General features: G+C 57.9%; 15 protein-coding genes. 4 read left to right on the forward strand and 11 right to left on the reverse strand.

Translation table 11 applies throughout. The features are described from left to right. Positions 1–7 precede the first annotated feature (7 nt). The 3 genes from galE to KQH60_RS11860 all read left to right on the forward strand — a co-directional run bounded on the left by galE (position 8) and on the right by KQH60_RS11860 (position 3,966). Complete coding sequence (galE, locus tag KQH60_RS11850) at positions 8–1,030, forward strand: UDP-glucose 4-epimerase GalE (RefSeq protein ID WP_237576634.1); 1,023 nt, start codon at positions 8–10, stop codon at positions 1,028–1,030. A gap of 24 nt (positions 1,031–1,054) precedes the next feature. After that, complete coding sequence (locus KQH60_RS11855; protein WP_237576635.1) at positions 1,055–2,155, forward strand: glycosyltransferase; 1,101 nt, start codon at positions 1,055–1,057, stop codon at positions 2,153–2,155. Between the two features lie 632 nt (positions 2,156–2,787). Continuing rightward, positions 2,788–3,966, forward strand: a complete 1,179-nt coding sequence (locus KQH60_RS11860; protein ID WP_237576636.1) for an O-antigen ligase — start codon at positions 2,788–2,790, stop codon at positions 3,964–3,966. 170 nt (positions 3,967–4,136) lie between these two features. On the opposite strand, the gene KQH60_RS11865 is transcribed toward KQH60_RS11860, so the two are convergent. From KQH60_RS11865 to rfbB, 9 genes are all read right to left on the reverse strand, one after another. Further along, positions 4,137–5,195 carry a glycosyltransferase gene (locus tag KQH60_RS11865; protein ID WP_237576637.1) on the reverse strand — a complete coding sequence of 353 codons (1,059 nt, stop codon included), beginning with the start codon at positions 5,193–5,195 and terminating at the stop codon, positions 4,137–4,139. A gap of 186 nt (positions 5,196–5,381) precedes the next feature. Then, entirely contained in the window at positions 5,382–7,274 is a 1,893-nt protein-coding gene (locus tag KQH60_RS11870) for a nucleoside-diphosphate sugar epimerase/dehydratase (protein ID WP_237576638.1), read from the reverse strand. Then, entirely contained in the window at positions 7,261–8,295 is a 1,035-nt protein-coding gene (locus tag KQH60_RS11875) for a glycosyltransferase family 4 protein (protein ID WP_237576773.1), read from the reverse strand. The genes KQH60_RS11870 and KQH60_RS11875 overlap by 14 nt, the downstream gene beginning before the upstream one ends. A gap of 23 nt (positions 8,296–8,318) precedes the next feature. Continuing rightward, positions 8,319–9,275, reverse strand: coding sequence for an NAD-dependent epimerase/dehydratase family protein (locus KQH60_RS11880; RefSeq protein ID WP_237576639.1), 957 nt, complete (start codon positions 9,273–9,275; stop codon positions 8,319–8,321). Further along, positions 9,272–10,093 carry a glycosyltransferase family 2 protein gene (locus KQH60_RS11885; RefSeq protein WP_237576640.1) on the reverse strand — a complete coding sequence of 274 codons (822 nt, stop codon included), beginning with the start codon at positions 10,091–10,093 and terminating at the stop codon, positions 9,272–9,274. Before KQH60_RS11885 ends, KQH60_RS11880 begins: the two co-directional genes overlap by 4 nt. 833 nt (positions 10,094–10,926) lie before the next feature. After that, the gene (rfbD, locus tag KQH60_RS11890) at positions 10,927–11,838 is read right to left on the reverse strand and encodes a dTDP-4-dehydrorhamnose reductase (protein WP_237576641.1); all 912 of its coding nucleotides are present in this window, start codon (positions 11,836–11,838) and stop codon (positions 10,927–10,929) included. After that, positions 11,835–12,386: a dTDP-4-dehydrorhamnose 3,5-epimerase gene (gene rfbC, locus KQH60_RS11895; RefSeq protein ID WP_237576642.1), complete on the reverse strand. Its 552-nt coding sequence runs from the start codon at positions 12,384–12,386 to the stop codon at positions 11,835–11,837. Before rfbC ends, rfbD begins: the two co-directional genes overlap by 4 nt. Beyond that, a complete protein-coding gene (rfbA, locus tag KQH60_RS11900; protein WP_237576774.1) occupies positions 12,371–13,264 on the reverse strand; it encodes a glucose-1-phosphate thymidylyltransferase RfbA in 894 nt (297 codons plus the stop codon). Before rfbA ends, rfbC begins: the two co-directional genes overlap by 16 nt. A gap of 27 nt (positions 13,265–13,291) precedes the next feature. Next, positions 13,292–14,353, reverse strand: a complete 1,062-nt coding sequence (gene rfbB / locus KQH60_RS11905) for a dTDP-glucose 4,6-dehydratase (protein ID WP_237576643.1) — start codon at positions 14,351–14,353, stop codon at positions 13,292–13,294. 520 nt (positions 14,354–14,873) lie between these two features. On the opposite strand from rfbB, the gene KQH60_RS11910 reads away from it, so the two are divergent. Continuing rightward, positions 14,874–15,749, forward strand: coding sequence for a symmetrical bis(5'-nucleosyl)-tetraphosphatase (locus KQH60_RS11910; protein WP_237576775.1), 876 nt, complete (start codon positions 14,874–14,876; stop codon positions 15,747–15,749). A gap of 5 nt (positions 15,750–15,754) precedes the next feature. On the opposite strand, the gene KQH60_RS11915 is transcribed toward KQH60_RS11910, so the two are convergent. Together KQH60_RS11915 and KQH60_RS11920 are read right to left on the reverse strand one after the other, a co-directional pair. Then, positions 15,755–16,636 carry a lysophospholipid acyltransferase family protein gene (locus KQH60_RS11915; protein WP_237576644.1) on the reverse strand — a complete coding sequence of 294 codons (882 nt, stop codon included), beginning with the start codon at positions 16,634–16,636 and terminating at the stop codon, positions 15,755–15,757. Continuing rightward, entirely contained in the window at positions 16,633–17,922 is a 1,290-nt protein-coding gene (locus tag KQH60_RS11920; protein ID WP_237576645.1) for a dihydroorotase, read from the reverse strand. Before KQH60_RS11920 ends, KQH60_RS11915 begins: the two co-directional genes overlap by 4 nt. Positions 17,923–17,934: the final 12 nt, after the last annotated feature.

Raw genomic sequence — 17,934 nt, forward strand, 5'->3', positions numbered from 1 at the left:
GACAACGATGACGAATCAAGGCACGATCCTGGTCACTGGTGGTGCGGGCTTCATCGGCTCGCATACCTGCGTCGAGTTGCTCAACGCAGGCTACGACGTCGTGGTAGTCGACAACCTGGTCAACAGCAAGGTCGACGCGGTACACCGCGTCGAGCAGATCACCGGCAAAACGGTTCAGTTCCACCAGGCTGACTCGCGCGATGACCGCGCGCTTGGACAAGTGTTCAAACATCGCCCGATCCGCGCGGCGATTCACTTTGCCGCGCTCAAGGCGGTCGGTGAATCGGTGCAAAAGCCACTGGAGTACTATGCGAACAACTTGGACAGCCTGCTAGCGCTGCTGCGCGTGATGAATGAGCATGATGTGAAGCACATCGTGTTTAGTTCGTCAGCCACCGTGTACGGCGTGCCACAAAGCGTGCCGATCGACGAGTCCTTCCCGTTGTCCGCGACTAATCCCTATGGCCAGACGAAGCTAATGGCCGAGCAGATTCTGCGCGACCTGGCACACGCCGATGCCAGTTGGAAGGTCGCCACGCTGCGCTATTTCAATCCGGTCGGCGCCCACGAGAGCGGGCTGATCGGCGAGGACCCGAACGGCATCCCGAACAATCTGATGCCGTTCGTCGCGCAGGTGGCCGTCGGCAAGCTGCCGCACCTGCGAGTCTTCGGTGCAGACTACGACACGCCGGACGGCACTGGCGTGCGCGACTACATTCATGTCGTCGACCTCGCGCGCGGACACCTTGCCGCACTCGATACGCTGTTCGACCAAGGCCGCAGTTTTACCGTGAACTTGGGCACCGGCAAAGGTTATAGCGTGCTGGATGTGGTGCGCGCCTTCGAGCGGGCCAGCGGTCGCGAGGTCCCGTACGAGATCGTCGCACGCCGCCCCGGCGACGTTGCGGCCTGCTATGCGGATCCAGCGGCGGCCGAGCGGGTCATCGGCTGGCGCGCCGAGCACGGCATCAAAAGGATGTGCGCGGATCATTGGCGCTGGCAAGCGAACAACCCGAATGGCTACGCCTAAGCGCTGCGAGGAGACGCGGCATCTATGCTTAGCTTCGCTATTGCCTTCTTGATTTCGCTGCTGGTCACGCTCGTCATCGTCCATTACGCGAACACGCACCAGCGCCTGTCAACCGATACCGATCTGCGGGGCGTGCAGAAATTCCATGTCCGGCCCGTGCCGCGCATCGGCGGCGTCGGTATCCTGCTCGGGCTGGCGGGCGGCGCCGTGCAGTTGCGCGGCGCGTATCCGTTGGTGGCTGATAGCATTCTGCTGCTGGCCGCCTGCGGCCTGCCGGCGTTTGCCTCCGGGCTGATCGAGGACCTGACCAAGCGCGTGAGTCCCTTGGCACGGCTCGTCGCGACGATGGTCGCCGCGGCGCTAGCGTATTGGCTGCTTGACGCAGCCATTACCCGTATCAGCGTGCCGTGGCTGGATTTTGCACTCGCATATCCGTGGGTATCCGCGGTGATCTCAGTACTCGCGGTCGCCGGGCTGGCCAATGCGATCAATATCATCGACGGCTTCAACGGGCTCGCCTCGATGGTCGGCTTCATGATGTTCGCCTCGCTTGCGTATGTCGCATTCCAAGTCCACGACCCGATCGTGCTGTCCGGCTCACTGGTCATGATGGGGGCGATCATTGGCTTCTTTCTGTGGAACTTTCCAGCCGGACTGATCTTTCTGGGCGACGGCGGCGCGTATTTCATCGGCTTCATGCTGGCGGAGTTGGCCATCCTACTCGTGATGCGCAATCGCGACGTTTCCGCTTGGTATCCGCTGCTGCTGTTCATGTATCCGATCTTCGAGGTCTGCTTCTCGATCTACCGTAAGCGGTTCGTGCGCGGCATATCGCCCGGCATGCCGGACGGCGTGCATCTGCACATGCTCGTCTACAAGCGGCTGATGCGCTGGATGGTCGGCGCGCGCACCGCACGGGAGTTGACCCGGCGCAACTCGCTGACCTCGCCTTATCTGTGGCTGCTCTGCTTGATCGCTGTGATCCCGGCAACGTTGTTCTGGCGGCACACCGTCCACCTGTTCTGTTTTGTCGTGCTATTCGTGGCAACCTATGTGTGGCTGTACGTGAGCATCGTGCGCTTTAAGGCCCCCCGCTGGCTCGTGTTTCGCAAGCGCCCACACTGATTCGTTGCGGAGTGCTACTGAAAATACGGACAGTTTCCCGATGACGCGGCGGCACGCTGGCTGGTTTGATGCATTGAATCACCAAATGCAAGCATTCACCGTCCCGCCCCGCTGCCGCCGACGTCTGCTGTGCTATTCATGACCAGCAGCAGTGACGAGAAGGACATCGTATTGATGCTCAATACCCGTGCGGATGACTGCATCATGAGGCACGCCAGAAACCGCGGCGCGGCCTGCTGCGCCGCGGTTTAGCACGCGACGCATACTGCTGCTCTTCAGCCCTACTCAAGCCGTTCTATCGTTAGGAACCCCTGCCAGGCACCGGTACGCTTGACGAGATGGCCGGGGGATCGTCTTGCTGCCGCAGCCGTACTTGCAGCCTGATAATTATTAAATCTATTTGCGGGATGTTGTACTAAGATAAGTTAATGCCGCCGATCGTCGCGTCGCGTGGGCAGCAGTTATAATGGAAGCTCTTGCGTTCAAAGTGCCTGGCATACTCAGCATCCAGAATGCCCCCGCCCGGGGGCATTGAAGAGCAAACCATAGCAACTGTATTAATGCAGCGGAACCGATTCCTCACCTTAATCGCCACTGCGGCGATCATTCTTTCGCCAACGTTGATGTTGTCGATGAAAGGAGGCACAGGTTATTGTTTCTTTGTCGTTTTTGCTCTGTCCCTGGTACATCTGGCTTCGTCGAACAATCGGCGCCACGCGGCCGAACTGCTAAGTACGTATCGGCTCTACATTGCCGGCATGACCGCATTGCCACTCGTCATTGCATTCCAGGTCCTGGTATTGCACGAAGGCCGACTTGCGGCGCTGGATCCGATGCTACGGCTAGTGCTCGTCATCCCCAGCTTCCTATTTCTTGCTTCAATGCCATCTCGCTGGCTGCGCCGGATTGAATGGGGTTTCGTGGCCGGGGCACTGCTTACCGGCGTCTGGGCGCTATACGTGTTGGCCAATCCCGGTGCATATGAACCGGGCCGCCTCGGCAACCCGTTCACTAACCCCATTCCGTTTGGCGACACGGCGCTGCTACTCGGCTTTCTCGCACTCGCGTCCATCGAGCGGGGCAAGCGCGTAGGCAGTGCGGAGTTGGCGATCAAGGTACTGGCGCTACTCGCCGGATGTCTGGCGTCCTATCTTTCCGGTTCGCGAGGTGGATGGATCGCACTGCCTTGGCTCATCTGGATGACGGTCAGCGGCCGCCACTGGATCTCCTCTACGCGCTCGCGCATCGCACTGGGCGCCCTGTTGCTCGGCTGCCTTGCAGTTGCCAGTACGACGTCGATGGTGCGAGAACGCTTCGACGCAATCGGCACCGACCTGCGCAAGTTCGAGCAAGGAGAAGTCAGAACTTCGACCGGACAACGGCTTGAACTGTGGCGAGCCTCGCTTCAGTTATTTGTCGAGCATCCGCTGTTCGGCGTCGGCAAGGGGCAACTGGAACCAGCATTGATCACGCTGGCTGATCGCGGCGAGACGCCGCGTTTCATCGCGAACCAGCATGCCCATAACGAGTTTTTTTCAATGCTTGCGGAAGTGGGCGCGGCTGGCATGATTTTGCTGCTGCTGCTCTACGTCGGAACATTCCAATCATTCTGGCGCGAACGCAAGCACAATGATGCGACCATTTCCACCGCGGCTTATCTCGGGCTTACGCTAATCGGCAGCACAATCATTTTCGGGCTGACAATTGACGTGCTGCCAATCGTGATGAATGCGGCGTTTTTCGCGCTGACCTCAGCCACGCTGCTCGCGACGATTGCGAGCCGCAAGAGAGAGCTGGCCGGCACACTGTAGTGGAAGCACGCGGTTAATACCGCAACCTTAACTATTTCTATTATTATGGTGCATGCTTGGGAATCGCCAGTGCGTCCAAACTATCGATCGCTGGCAACACGACAACAAATGCTTCTCGGCCAAATCTCCCCTTTCCTATGGGGACGCTGGTGCCGGACACCAGCCGCATCTCATTTCTTTCCATCTCCCTCTCGCCATCGCACCGCCAAGCGCTTGATTGCAAAAAAAGGGGAATAGATGGCTGGGCACACAGCATATAAGAACATCCGGACACGAAAGCCAATCTTTACTCTACTCGAACTGACAAGCAACAACACTTTGCGCACGAGCGTTGGCGTCTCAAACACTGCATTCGTGTAATTCTCCCGAGCTAGCTTGCTCAGCAACACTACACGCATCCGTTCACCCACCCCAGCCGTATCAGCATCTTTGAGTAACTGTGTGACTTCTGCTATCGCAAAGCGATTAGTCAATCGAATCCGCTCAACAAATTCCTCGACCCTTGCCCAGCGGCGTTTGCGCGACAGCCCTCCACGCCGGTACATCACAAGCGGTTCACGCAAACTGCGCGCACCACCTGACATGATCGCACGGAACGTCATGATCTGATCTTCAGCCATTGCACCCGGCATCATATCGCCAAAGCGGTCGAACAATCTGCGTGACCATGCGTGGGCCGCGCCGACGACATATGGACGATGCCTCGCCCAGTCATCAAAGGAACGATAGGTACTTAGGTCAGTTGGACTCAATCGACCGTGAGCATCGCCCGCGTTGTCAAAATCGACTAAATCCGACGCAATCAGGTCAGGGCGACGGCCCTGCGACAACCAGTAGTCGCACAACACCTCACAACGGTTTGGCAGCGACACGTCGTCACCGGCAGCGACAACAAGCAGTTCACCCGAGCTCATGCGGGCAAGCCTTGACAAGTGCGCGCTGATGCCCTCATTGCGTTCGTTGCGGTTCAAAATGATCCGGTGCGGTCCACAGTAACCTTTCACCGCGCGGCGAATCTCTTCGAACGTATCGTCACTCGAACAGTCATCGGAGATCAGAATCTCGAGCGGAGAATAGGTCTGCTGAAGCGCGCCGCGAACGGCATCAGCCACTACGGCGGCTTGGTTGAACGCAATGAGAAGAACTGAAATCAGTGGCCGAGTGGCGTCATTCATTGGCTCTGCACCGACCGCAGCGATCGTTTCGGGTATCTCATTGGAACTGGTCATAAGGATTGGAGAAAGGTCGTGGATCCCGGGCGAATATAGTGTGCCATCCTGCCCTCCACGGCAATGCCTTCTATCAGCCTTGTTCAATCGAAAGTAGCGTAATCCTGAGTCTGAGTGCTTGACGACTTCCAGTTTCCAAACCTAGTTTGGACGAGTTCTGGATTCAATAGTATTGAAGTTTCACACCTAGGCCGCTCCAGTTAGTTTGTTGGCCGTCTCAAGCGGCAAGCTGCTCAACTGCGCGCCGATCATGGGCTGATATTCGGGCACCCAGCGCCGCAAATCCCGGCGCACTTCATCGTCGGACGGCACGCGATGCTGCATCAGCCACGGCAGCATCGCATTCAGCAAATTCGCAGGTACCTCACGCGCCTTCGCGATACGCAGCTTCGGATGCGGCGTGCGGATCGTCGTTTCTTCGTCGGCGAGCAACTCTTCGTACAACTTCTCGCCCGGCCGCAAGCCTGTGAAAACGATCTTGATTTGATCCTCGTTGAAGCCATACAGGCGGATTAGGTCGCGTGCGAGATCGACGATACACACGGGTTCGCCCATATCGAGCAGGAAGATTTCCCCGCCTTGACCCATGCTTGATGCCTGCAAGACAAGTTGCGACGCCTCCGGGATCGTCATGAAAAAGCGCGTAATGCTTGGATGTGTGACGGTCACCGGTCCGCCACGCGTAATCTGTTCCTGGAACTTCGGTATCACGCTGCCCGCACTGCCCAGCACGTTGCCAAAGCGCACTGTCTCGATCTTGGTCGTATTCGTGCTCTGCTGCAACACCTGGCAGACCATTTCCGCCATCCGCTTACTGGCCCCCATTACGTTGGTTGGATTGACGGCTTTGTCGGTTGATATCAGCACGAAACGGCACACCTTGTGCCGGATCGCGGCGCTGGCAACGCGATACGTGCCGAGCACGTTGTTGCGTATTGCTTGCCATGCGTTAAGCTGCTCCATCAGCGGGACATGCTTGTATGCGGCGGCGTGAAAAACGATATGAGGCGCGTACCTGGCCATCACCTGGTCTATCAGCAACGAATCCTTGGCGTCACCGATTACCGGTTTGATTGACACGTCTGGATAATGGTCGTGCAACTCTTCGTTGAGTTGGTATATCGCATATTCAGACAGGTCTAAAGCAATCAATTGAGCGGGACCAAAGCGCAGGATCTGCCGGCACAATTCCGCCCCGATCGATCCTCCAGCCCCAGTCACCATCACCACTTGGCCCTTCAATAACGCTTCGACATGCGCGGTATCGATTGACACCGGATCGCGTCCCAACAGGTCTTCTAGATCGATTTGACGAACTCTGGACAACGAGGACTGACCTCGAGTCAATGCAGTCAGTCTCGGCAGAACAAAGGCTTGGACCCCTGCTCGCACGCATGCGGTCGCGATACGTCGATGCGCATCGACCGACGCAGACGGAATTGCGATGATAACGTGCCCCACCTTCAGTTCAGTCGCAAACCGCTTCAATTCCGATATAGGCCCAAGCACTTGGTAGCCGTAAAGCTCACGCCCGTGCTTTACAGGATCGTCATCCAACAGGCCAACCAGCCGCCATTCCCCCGACCGTTTCAGCTCACGAACAATACCTGCCGCCGCATTACCCGCTCCCAATACAAAAACTGGTTTGCCTTGGCCAACCAGCCCACCGTATAGATAAAATTCCTTTGCTGCACGATAGATCGCACGAGCGCCGCCCATTCCCAGAAAAAGCAACATCGGCGAGACAGCTAACACAGATCGAGGAATGATAGGAGCCGGCTGGATCATCACGGACGCAATCATCACCAACACGGCGCCAAACCAGATCGCTTTGGCGATCCGCACAAGGTCTGGCAAGCTTGCGAACACCCACATGCCGCGATATAGGCCAAGCAGTCGAAACATGGCGCCATACAGCGGCAACACCCAAACCAGTGCATACAACGCGCCGGTGCGAAAATCGTCCGGAACCGCTCCATTAAACCGGATGATGTAGGCGCAGGCCCAGGCCAACGCAACCGAGCATAAATCAAATGCAAAAGCACTGATCGAAAGCCATGAGACTTTAAGTTTGATCATCGGCGTCAAGACCTTCAGGAAGAGTAGACTTGGCTACATAGCTCCGCCAACGCCGGTCAACCCAATAACCTATCGTGACGAGCACCAGCGCCCAGCCGAACACTGCCATCCACTGATAGAGGGGGGTAAACCGCAAAGCGACAATGGCAAGCATTATGCCAGCCACCATCACCCAATACCAAATTAGCGCCGTAGTCGCATGTCCCAACCCCGAACGCACCATTCGTTGATAGTAATGCTCTCTGTGGGCGTGCCAAAATCGCTCGCCACGCCACAACCGCTTCAGCAGCGTCACAGAAGCATCGCCAATGAAAGGTGCAAATGTCAGCGCCGGAAACCACACAGGCCAGACTCCACCTCTCCATCCCCAATAGCCCAGCGCTCCAGCAAGAAACCCCAGCGGGATCGATCCGGCGTCGCCAAGGAAGACCCGGGCCGGGTGGAAATTGAAAAGCAGAAAACCTGCTACAGCACCGGAGATCACTGCGCTCGCGGCAGCAAGTTGTACGTCTGGATGGTTGACGGAAAGCGCTGCGTATGCATAGCCGCCAAATCCAAATAACGCCATGCCTCCCGCGAGACCATCTGCACCGTCCATGAAGTTGTAAAGGTTGACTAACCACAACAGCAAGAATGCCATGAGCACCAGCGCCCACCAGGGGACAGGCATCCGATAAACACACACTAACGACACCACCGCAATCAAATGACCAGTGAAACGTATCCGAGCAGGTAAGCCGCGCCGATCATCAATCTGTGACAGCGCCGCCAGCAAACCCGCCGCTGCGGTCGGCATCCACAGCTCTGGTGCGCTCATCCAGATGAGTAACACCACGACAGGAACGATACCCCATCCCCCGACGCGTGGCGTCGGCCGCCTATGTAGCGAGCGATCGTTCGGCACGTCTGTGGCAAGACGCCATGCAAGGCCGGTTTGGAGCAAGTAAGCTAAGATGGCAGCCACAGCGACCAGCCCGGCCACGGCGAGCAGCACACACGCCTCTAAAGGGGGGAGTTTCAAAACTTGCACAGGAGACATCCGTTTCAGTGAGCTTCTCGATACCACATAGCGGTTTTCAACAAACCTTCTTCAATGGAGTATGGAACACGCCATCCTAAAACTTTGCTGATATGCGATATATCAAGTCGCAAGTCGTTTACTAGGCGCTCAACCGCTTCTGAGCGGCCAGTAAGTCGGCCCGCAATCCGCAGCATCAGCACCGGCACCGAAATAAGCCGCGCAGGTACATTCAACTGCAGTGAAAGCATCCGCACCCATTGTGCCACCGTCAAATCCAAGCCATCGCTCACATGAAACGTTTCACCTGCGGCAGATGGGTGGAGTGCACAACGCACCAATGCGTCTACAAGGTTATCTAAGAAGATCATGCTGCGGCGCGCGTCGACGGAGCCAAGTGGCAATGGAATCCCGCGGTCAATCGCTGTCATTAATTGTAAAAAGTTGGCGCGCACGCCTGGCCCATACACTAGCGGCGGGCGCACAATGACAATTTCCATCCCGGTGCTGTGTCCGAACGTGATAAGCGCCCGTTCTGCCTCCAGCTTTGACAAGCCATAGGGATCAACCGGCACAGGAGTGACCGTTTCCTTTAAAGGGCTACCGCCATCCGTTTCGCCCGCGGCCTTGATGCTGCTGACGAAGACAAAGCGGCGCGCTCCTGCGGCGCGCGCCGCTTCTGCAACGCGAACTGTGCCGCCGACATTCGTCGCGCGATACGCGGCAAGCGGGTCCGCAGCCTCATCACGCATAACATGAACGCGGGCAGCGAGATGGATTACGCAGTCGCTGCGGACGCGACGCGGCCAAATACGTTCCAGCCCATCAAAATCGTTCCCTACACTCAACCAGTTATGTACGCCTTCACAAGCAGACTGGCCATGACGAGCCACCCCGATGACCCGACCGCCGAGCCCGAGCAACGCTTGGCATAGCCGCCGGCCAATGAATCCATTCGCTCCTGTTACGACGAAACCAGTCATATCCACTTCCAGCCAAAACGGCGGTAAAATTTAAACGCTGATTGGGCGAACATACCGATGTGCTTAACGCCTTTACGCGACGCTCCGCCACCGTGGTGCACGATGCGCACGGACGGCACGTATGCGATCCGCGCAACGGCGTGAGTACGCAGGCTCAAATCGTAATCCTCAAAGTACAAGAAATAACGTGGATCGAAACCGCGAAGTCTCTTGAGAATGTCGGTACGGAATAGCATAAAGCAACCACTAACGATTGGTGGATCCCAGACGACGTCGTGATCGTTAATAACTTCTCGCATCTCATAGTTGGCAAGACGATGATCAAACCAACTTTTAAGAGCTGTAGGAGCAAAGCCACGCAATAGTAAATCGGTGATGGAGGGATGTCGGCGGCAAAGGTATTGCTGGCTACCGTCGCCACCGACGATCAGTGGCGCTATAAGACCGACATCGGCATGCTCGCTGAAGAAAGCGATTGCGCGCCAAAGCGCATCTTGGTCAATCTCGACATCTGGATTTAATATTAAGTGAAAGCACGATCTTGTGTCTTTAAGGGCGAGATTATGCCCTTGCCCATAACCTACATTACCGTGGCCAGAAAGAACAAAAACTTTAATATTGGAATCTGCGAGTGCGGATTCATAGTCTAAAGCATGTAGATCTGAACCGTTATCAACCAGTGTCAGCATAGCGTAAGGCTGAGTGGCTAATCCCTCCAGGCTTTCCAAGCGTCTCAATGCAGCGCCAAGACTTGTTAGCGTATTGCGCAACACTTTCAGCGGCTGACGATAGGTGACAATTGAAACGGAGATCAGCATGGAGCTCTACAATGTATAAGTTAATCAAAGTGCCCTATCGAGGCAGCCGCAACGCAGCCTTTCCACGCAGTGCTGCGCTGCTATTTTACCCCGAGCGTTTCGCGCCGAACTAACCGCAGTGTAGTGGCTAATGCCGCCTTCATGGGCAGCTGCATGGACTAACTCTGCCGACTCGACAGATCGCTAACGACAGTGAGATACAAGGCTGCACTGCCGCTAGATAGGTAATGTCGCTTACCCAGAGCCAGTTGGCCATCGCGGCGGTGGAGTTGCGCACCTAACCCGACCCCAGAAAATCGCGGCAGCCAGACTCTAGTAAAGTTCGTTTTTGGAGAAGAAGACGAACATGAAGAAGCGCTTTACAAAAGAGCAAATCATCGAGTTTTCGAAGAAAACCGGGGCCGCCATGTCGATCAAGGCGCTATACAGGAAGCACGATTCAGTGACGCGTCGTTCTACACGAGGCGCGCAAAGTTCGGTAGACTCCTGTTGCGCCGTTGGGTGGCCGCGCAGCAAGAGCAGGACGCGGCGTGGTTGCAAGGGAGACTGCGATAATGCGCATCGACGAGATCTGATTGGCGACCGAGCCGATCGATATGCGTGCGGGCATCGATAAGATCCTAGTGCGTGTCGTGCCGATTGCTTATCCACCGAACCGACGACATCGCCGCGCTTTTACCGCATCGCTGGTCACCTTGCGCAGCTTAATTGCGATAATTTACGCCCCGGGCATGCCTTTGTCGGGTGCTTATCCTTGAACAAATCTGGGGGGCTTCTATCAAACGGAGCGACTTTGTAAGCCAGAGTCACTTGTGGAACATTGATTTGCACTGTCAATGGAATTGAAGACACCACTTCAACGCCTGATCCCATCGCGGTGGCCGCAAACCAAACACGCTCGCTAACTTATCGTTAGACAAACAAGAATTCGCGGGTCGCTCCGCTTGTGTGGGAAAGTCGGATGCGGGTATCGGCATAACAGTCGGCACACGCTCCAGAGCTATCGCATCAAAGATGGCTTGGGCAAAACCATGCCATGATGTGGAGCCGGCCGCAGTCAGGTGATAAAGACCTGAACGCTCTTGCCACCATTGTCGCGTATCGTGGGCGGCTAGCGCCTGGGATACGATATGTGCGGTCAGCGTCGCGATGGTGTTGCTCCATGTCGGCGAGCCGAATTGATCAGCTACCACTTTGATTTCATCGCGTTCCTTACCGAGACGCAGCATCGTTAGCAAGAAATTTCTGCCACGCATGCCATAGACCCAGCTCGTGCGCAGGATTAGATGGTGCGCACCGGCGCTTGCAATCGCCCGCTCCCCAGCTAGCTTGCTGACGCCATAAACATTCCTGGGGTCAGCCTCGTCTTCTTCAACGTACGGTGAGTCTTTTTCGCCGTTGAAGACGTAGTCCGTCGAATAGTGAATTATCGCAGCCCCCACCCGCCTCGCCTCGTCGGCCAACACGCCGGGAGCCTTCGCATTGACCTGCATCGCTAAGCCGGGATTGTTCTGCGCCGCATCGACCGCCGTGTAGGCAGCTGGATTCACAATCACCGCGGGTCTGATGGCGCGTATGACGGCACGCATCTGATCGGGTTCAGTCAAGTCAAAAGCGACTCTATCCACAGCGATTACTTTGCCCAAGCCCTGCATTGTGCGAACCAGTTCAAAGCCGATCTGTCCCGTCGCACCCGTCACCAGGATCGTCGCTTCGCCGCGCCGTTTTTGCTCGCCGACCGTCATGCATACAGCTCCGCGTCACTCAATCGCTTACCACCCGCGTCCTTCGCTGCGACAATAGGGTTGCCTTGTAGCGGCCATTCGATCCGCAGTTCCGGGTCGTTCCATAAGATGCTGCGCTCGAACTTGGGATACCAGTAATCAGTGGTCTTGTACAAAAACTCGGCACTGTCTGACAATGTCAGAAAACCATGAGCAAATCCAGGCGGCACCCAGAGCTGTCGCCGATTCGCAGCGGACAAATACACGCCAACCCATTGGCCAAAGGTGGGGGAGCTTTGCCGAATGTCCACTGCGACGTCAAAGACTTCTCCATGCACAACGCGTACAAGCTTGCCCTGCGCGTGCTCGATCTGGTAATGCAGTCCGCGCAAAACGCTTTTCACCGAACGCGAGTGATTATCCTGGACGAAAACTGCGTTGGCATCAACCAGTCGTGCGAAATCGCGTGCATTGAAGCTCTCAAATAAAAAGCCCCTCGCATCATCAAACACTTGTGGCTCGATGAGTTTGACCTCGGGCAGTGAAGTGGAGCTTACCTGGATTGCCATGCAATTGGGTCCGTCAGTATTGTTTGCAAATATTGGCCATACTGGCTGTTCGCAAGGGGTGCCGCGAGCTTGCGCAACTGGTCTGCTTCAATCCATCCCAGCCGATATGCGATCTCTTCCGGACACGCGACAACAAGCCCCTGACGCTTTTGAAGCGTCGCGATGAACGCCGCCGCGTCGATGAGCGAATCGTGCGTTCCCGTATCAAACCACGCAAAGCCACGTCCCATCACTTCAACATTGAGCTTGCCGGAGTTAAGATACGCACAATTCACATCGGTAATTTCAAGCTCGCCGCGCGCCGAAGGCCTGATCGACGCGGCAATATCACAGACATTGTTGTCATAGAAATACAATCCTGTGACAGCATAGTGGGAACGAGGCTTAGTCGGCTTCTCTTCGATCGACAGCGCACGAAAGTTACTGTCGAAGTCCACGACACCATAGCGCTCGGGATCGTGTACATGATACGCAAATACCGTGGCCCCCTCCTGCTGTGCATTGGCATACGCCAATTTCTTCATCAGGTCGTGACCATAGAAGATGTTATCACCCAGGATGAGCGTCGAAGCATCGTTGCCAATAAAGTGTCGCCCGATGATGAACGCCTGAGCCAGACCGTCGGGGCAAGGCTGTACGGCATACTGTATGTTCATCCCCCACTGTCCACCGTCTCCCAGCATAACCTCGAAACGCGGTGTGTCATCAGGCGTTGAAATCAAGAGTACATCCCGGATTCCGGCCATCATCAATGTCGACAGCGGATAGTAGATCATTGGCTTGTCATACACTGGCAGTAATTGCTTGGAAACCGCGAGCGTAATGGGATACAGTCGCGTACCGGATCCGCCGGCAAGAATAATCCCCTTACGTTTAATTTTCGTCATGCTTAACGACCTCGACCATTACGCGCGTTGAGTGTAGTTGACCTCGACCCACTTGCGGTACTCGCCGGACTGCACTTCGTTGACCCAATCCTGGTTATTAAGGTACCACTGGACTGTTTTTTTCAAACCACTGTCGAATGTCTCGGCAGGTTTCCAGCCGAGTTCGTCCTCGATCTTACGCGCGTCGATTGCATATCTGCGGTCGTGGCCTGGACGGTCCGCGACGAAGGCAATCAGATCACGATATGAACCGCTGGCCTTTGGGTTCAGTACATCGAGCAGGTCGCACACCGCTTGCACGACCTCAATATTCGTCTTTTCGTTCCAGCCACCTACATTGTATGTTTGACCAGGCGCGCCATGGGAAAGCACCTTGCGTATCGCCGAGCAGTGGTCACGAACATACAGCCAGTCGCGCACGTTTTGCCCATCGCCATAAACAGGAAGCGGCTCGCCCGCCAATGCCCTGATGATCGTCAATGGAATGAGTTTTTCCGGAAAATGATAAGGGCCGTAATTGTTCGAACAGTGTATCGTGACAGTGGGCAAGCCGTACGTGTGATGATATGCACGAACAAGATGATCCGACGCGGCCTTAGTCGCCGAATATGGACTATTCGGCGCATACGGCGTCATCTCGCAGAATTGGGGATCGTCCGGCGACAATGACCCGAAGACCTCGTCGGTCGATACGTGCAGAAAACGGAATGCAGTCCTCGCGTCGGCACCAAGGCAGCTCCAATACGCGCGCACGGCCTCGAGCAGCGTAAATGTACCCACCACGTTGGTTTGTACGAATGGTGCCGGGCCATGGATGGAGCGGTCCACATGGCTTTCCGCGGCAAAATGGACCACCGCGCGCGGCGCGTGTCGAGCAAACAATACATCCAGTGCAGGCCGATCATTGATATCAACGCGCGCAAACCAATGTAACGGGTTGCCTTCAAGCGACTTCAGCGTGCGAAGATTGCCGGCATACGTTAGTTTGTCCACATTGAGTACCGCCTCTTCGCTGCGTTGCAGCCAGTCGAGAACAAAATTGCCGCCAATGAAACCGGCGCCTCCCGTGACAAGGATCATTGAGCTACCTTTGGTTTGGATGCCAACAGACGCGCACGAGCCCGCTACGCCTATCGCGGTTCGGGCCGAATCCGTGCCCGAAAACAAATGTCTAAACGTAAATTATAAAGGGAGAGCCGGCAAAACCTTGACCTGCGGCAAAATTTTGTCCTCGCCATTGACGCGAACATTGCTGGCCTGTGTAGTATTGCAGGGTCCCGATGCGTTTCGTCTGTCATTGCCCTTCCCCGAAAAGGTTTGAAGCGGCACGCACGGTTACTGGCTTACGCGAGGCGTTTAGCCATGAAGCAACGGTACCAGCGCTGCCCGCTTGAGCGATGCAGAAAAATGCGAATGCCGATCCTATTGCAGCCTACAACCTTTTTCACGCTCTAACGGCGCAGGCGAAATGATAGTGCGCAATAATTGAGTGCTTGGGATCGTTAGCCTATTTTAAAAAACGAGCGCCGGATCTGTGTTCTGGCGTCTATTCAGCCGCCCCTTGATGAAGTCGCTTACACGCATGCTGAAATCGCTGCCGATGAACTACGTGGTCGAGCCGCACGCTGTGGCTGGACTCGGCCCCGACGCCGCCAGCCCCCCACCGATTGGCATCGGCGACGTCCAGGGTTGCTGCAACGCATTGGATCGGCTACTCGACAAGCTGGGACCAGCGGCCGATACGCCGCTGTGGTTCGCCGGCGACCTGATCAACCGCGGCCCCGCATCGCTTGCGGCACTACGCCGTGTCATCGGGCTCGGCGACCGTGCCGTGGCCGTGCTCGGTAACCATGACCTTCACTTATTGGCGATCGCGGCCGGCGTGCATCGAGCCAAGCGCGGCGATACGCTCGATGACGTCCTCGCCGCGCCAGACGCCGCCGACTTGATCGACTGGCTGCGGCATCGGCCGCTTGCGCACTACGATGGGCAACGGCTGCTCGTGCATGCCGGCGTGCTGCCGCACTGGGATGTCCGCGTCGCGCTCGGGCTGGCGCACGAGATCGAGACGCAACTGCGGGGCAACGCTTGGCAAGCGTTCCTGCAGTCGCTGTGGGGCAACGAGCCGGATACGTGGAACGATACGCTGCAAGGCGAGGCGCGCTCACGCGTAATCGTCAATGCCATGACACGCATGCGCTTCTGCGATGCGCACGGACGGATGGAGTTCAGCGCAAGCGGCGCCCCGAATACCGCACCGGCTGGGTTCATGCCATGGTTCGATGTGCCGCAGCGCCGCAGCGCCGATACGCTGGTGGTGTTCGGCCACTGGGCGGCGCTCGGCCTGGTGGTGCGCGACGACGTGATCGCGCTGGACTCGGGCTGTGTCTGGGGAGGAAAGCTGTCCGCCGTACGATTGGACGCCGATCCACGGCACCGGACCGTGGTCCAGGTCGACTGCGGCAAGCAACGCTGATGCGCTCAAGGCGAGGCGCGGTCCAACTCTTCGTCCAGCGTCGGGGCCGCGGGCAGTGCCGGACCGCACGAACGCGCGTCGCCCTGTCGCTTCGCATACGCCGGCGCCTGCGCCAGCACCGGCCGTGTCAGCGGCGGCTTCACACGCTGCTGCAACTCGCTCAGCGCATCGCTCACCACGCGTTGCGCATCACGGGCCACGACCCGTCGCGGCGAACCCGCCTCGAGCGCGGCGCCAACGTACAGGTGCACGGTCAACGGCCCGTGGCATAATAGCGCGTCTAAAGATTGTCCAAGCGTGATGTCGCCCACATACGCGGGTGCGGTGGACTGGCGCCCGTGCGCATCCTCGTACATCAGGCAAATCGGTTGGACCAGCGCGCCGGCCGACACCGCAGCTTGGAACAGGTTCGCATGAAAAGGCAGCACCTCGACGCCGTCGGACGTCGTGCCTTCCGGAAATACACAGATCGGCCGCCCGCTTCGAAGTCGCTGCGCCAGTTCATGCATGATCCGCTTTGCGTCGCTGCGCTTGTCGCGCTGCACGAACGCGGTGTCGAGCTTGGCGGCCAGCCAGCCGATCACCGGCCAGTCGCGCACCTCCGCCTTGGAGACGAACGATGTCGGCCGCCACGCATTGATCACATAGATGTCGATCCACGACACGTGGTTGCCGACCACCATCGTGCCGGCGTCGACGCGACGCTCGTCATGGTGTACGACGAGCCGCACGCCGGCGAGCGCGAGAAAGCGCAGGCTCCACTGCCGCGTCAATGCCCGGCGGCCGTCGTCGTCGGTGCGCGAAAAGCGCGTCGCAACCGTCCATGCGCCATGCAGCACGTGCGCGATGAGCCGTGTCTTGCGCCATGCGACTGAAAACCAGTTCACGCCTGCCGGCCCCCGCTGTCGTACGCGACGCGCCCTGCCACAATCGTGGCGCGCACTCGCGCCGGCAATTCGTAGCCCAGGAACGGCGTATTGTGCCCCTGGCTTTTCAGCGCACACGGCTCGACATGCCAATGCGCGGCGGGATCGAACACGCACAGATCCGCAGTGGCGCCGGGCTCGAACTTGCCCGCCGACAGCCCAAGCAACTCAGCCGGCGCACAGGTGATCTTAGCCAGCGCATGTGCCAGCGACCGCTTCTCTTCCGCCGCCCACTTAAGCGTCAACGACAGCAGCAGCTCCAGTCCGGTCGCCCCGGGCGACGCCTCACCGAAGGGCCGCAGTTTTTCGTCGTCGTCCACGGGCGTATGATCCGAGCAGATCGCATCGATGGTGCCGTCAGCGAGCGCCGCGCGGATCGCCTCGCGGTCGCGCTGCGAGCGCAGCGGCGGATCGACGCGGAACTGAGCGTCGAAGTAGCCGATGTCCACGTCGATCAGGTGAACGTGGTTGATCGTGACGTCGCATGTGACCGGCAGTCCTTCGCGCTTTGCCGCGCGCACCAGTTCGAGGCCTGCCGCCGATGACAAGTGTTGCAGATGAACCCGTGCACCCGTGGCTCGCATCAACTCGAAGATCGTGTGCAGCGCGATCGTCTCGGCGGCCACCGGCACCCCCGACAGCCCAAGCCGCGACGCGACCGGTCCGCTGGCGGCGACCCCACCGCGGCCCAGGTACGGGTCCTGCGGCCGTAACCAGACCGTATAGCCAAACGTGTTCGCGTATTGCAGCGCCCGCAGCAACACCGTAGTGTCGACGATCGGCCGGTCTGCCTGCGTGAAGCCGACGCACCCCGCCTCGGTCAACTCGGCCATCTCGGTGATCACCTCGCCCTTCAAGCCCACCGTCAATGCCCCGAGCGGATACACATGGACTTGGTCCAGGTTGCGGGCACGAAACTTCAGCATCTCGACCAGCCCCGGCTCGTCCAGCGGCGGGTCGGTATCAGGCGGACACACGAGGCTAGTCACGCCGCCAGCCAGCGCCGCGGCCATCTCGGACTCCAGCGTCGCGCGATACTCGTACCCCGGCTCGCGCAGCCGCGCGCATAAATCAACCAGTCCCGGGGCGATCGCCAGCCCCGTGGCATCGAGGGTGTGGGCATCGTGAAATGGCGCCGTGGCGGCGCCAATCGAGACAATGCGGCCATCGGCGATCCAAACATCCGCCTGATGCTCGGTGCCCGCCACCGGGTCGATAACGCGACCACCCTTGATATGAATCTTCATGCTCGTAGACGT

Source organism: Mycetohabitans sp. B8, from assembly GCF_021991875.1.
GTDB lineage: Bacteria > Pseudomonadota > Gammaproteobacteria > Burkholderiales > Burkholderiaceae > Mycetohabitans.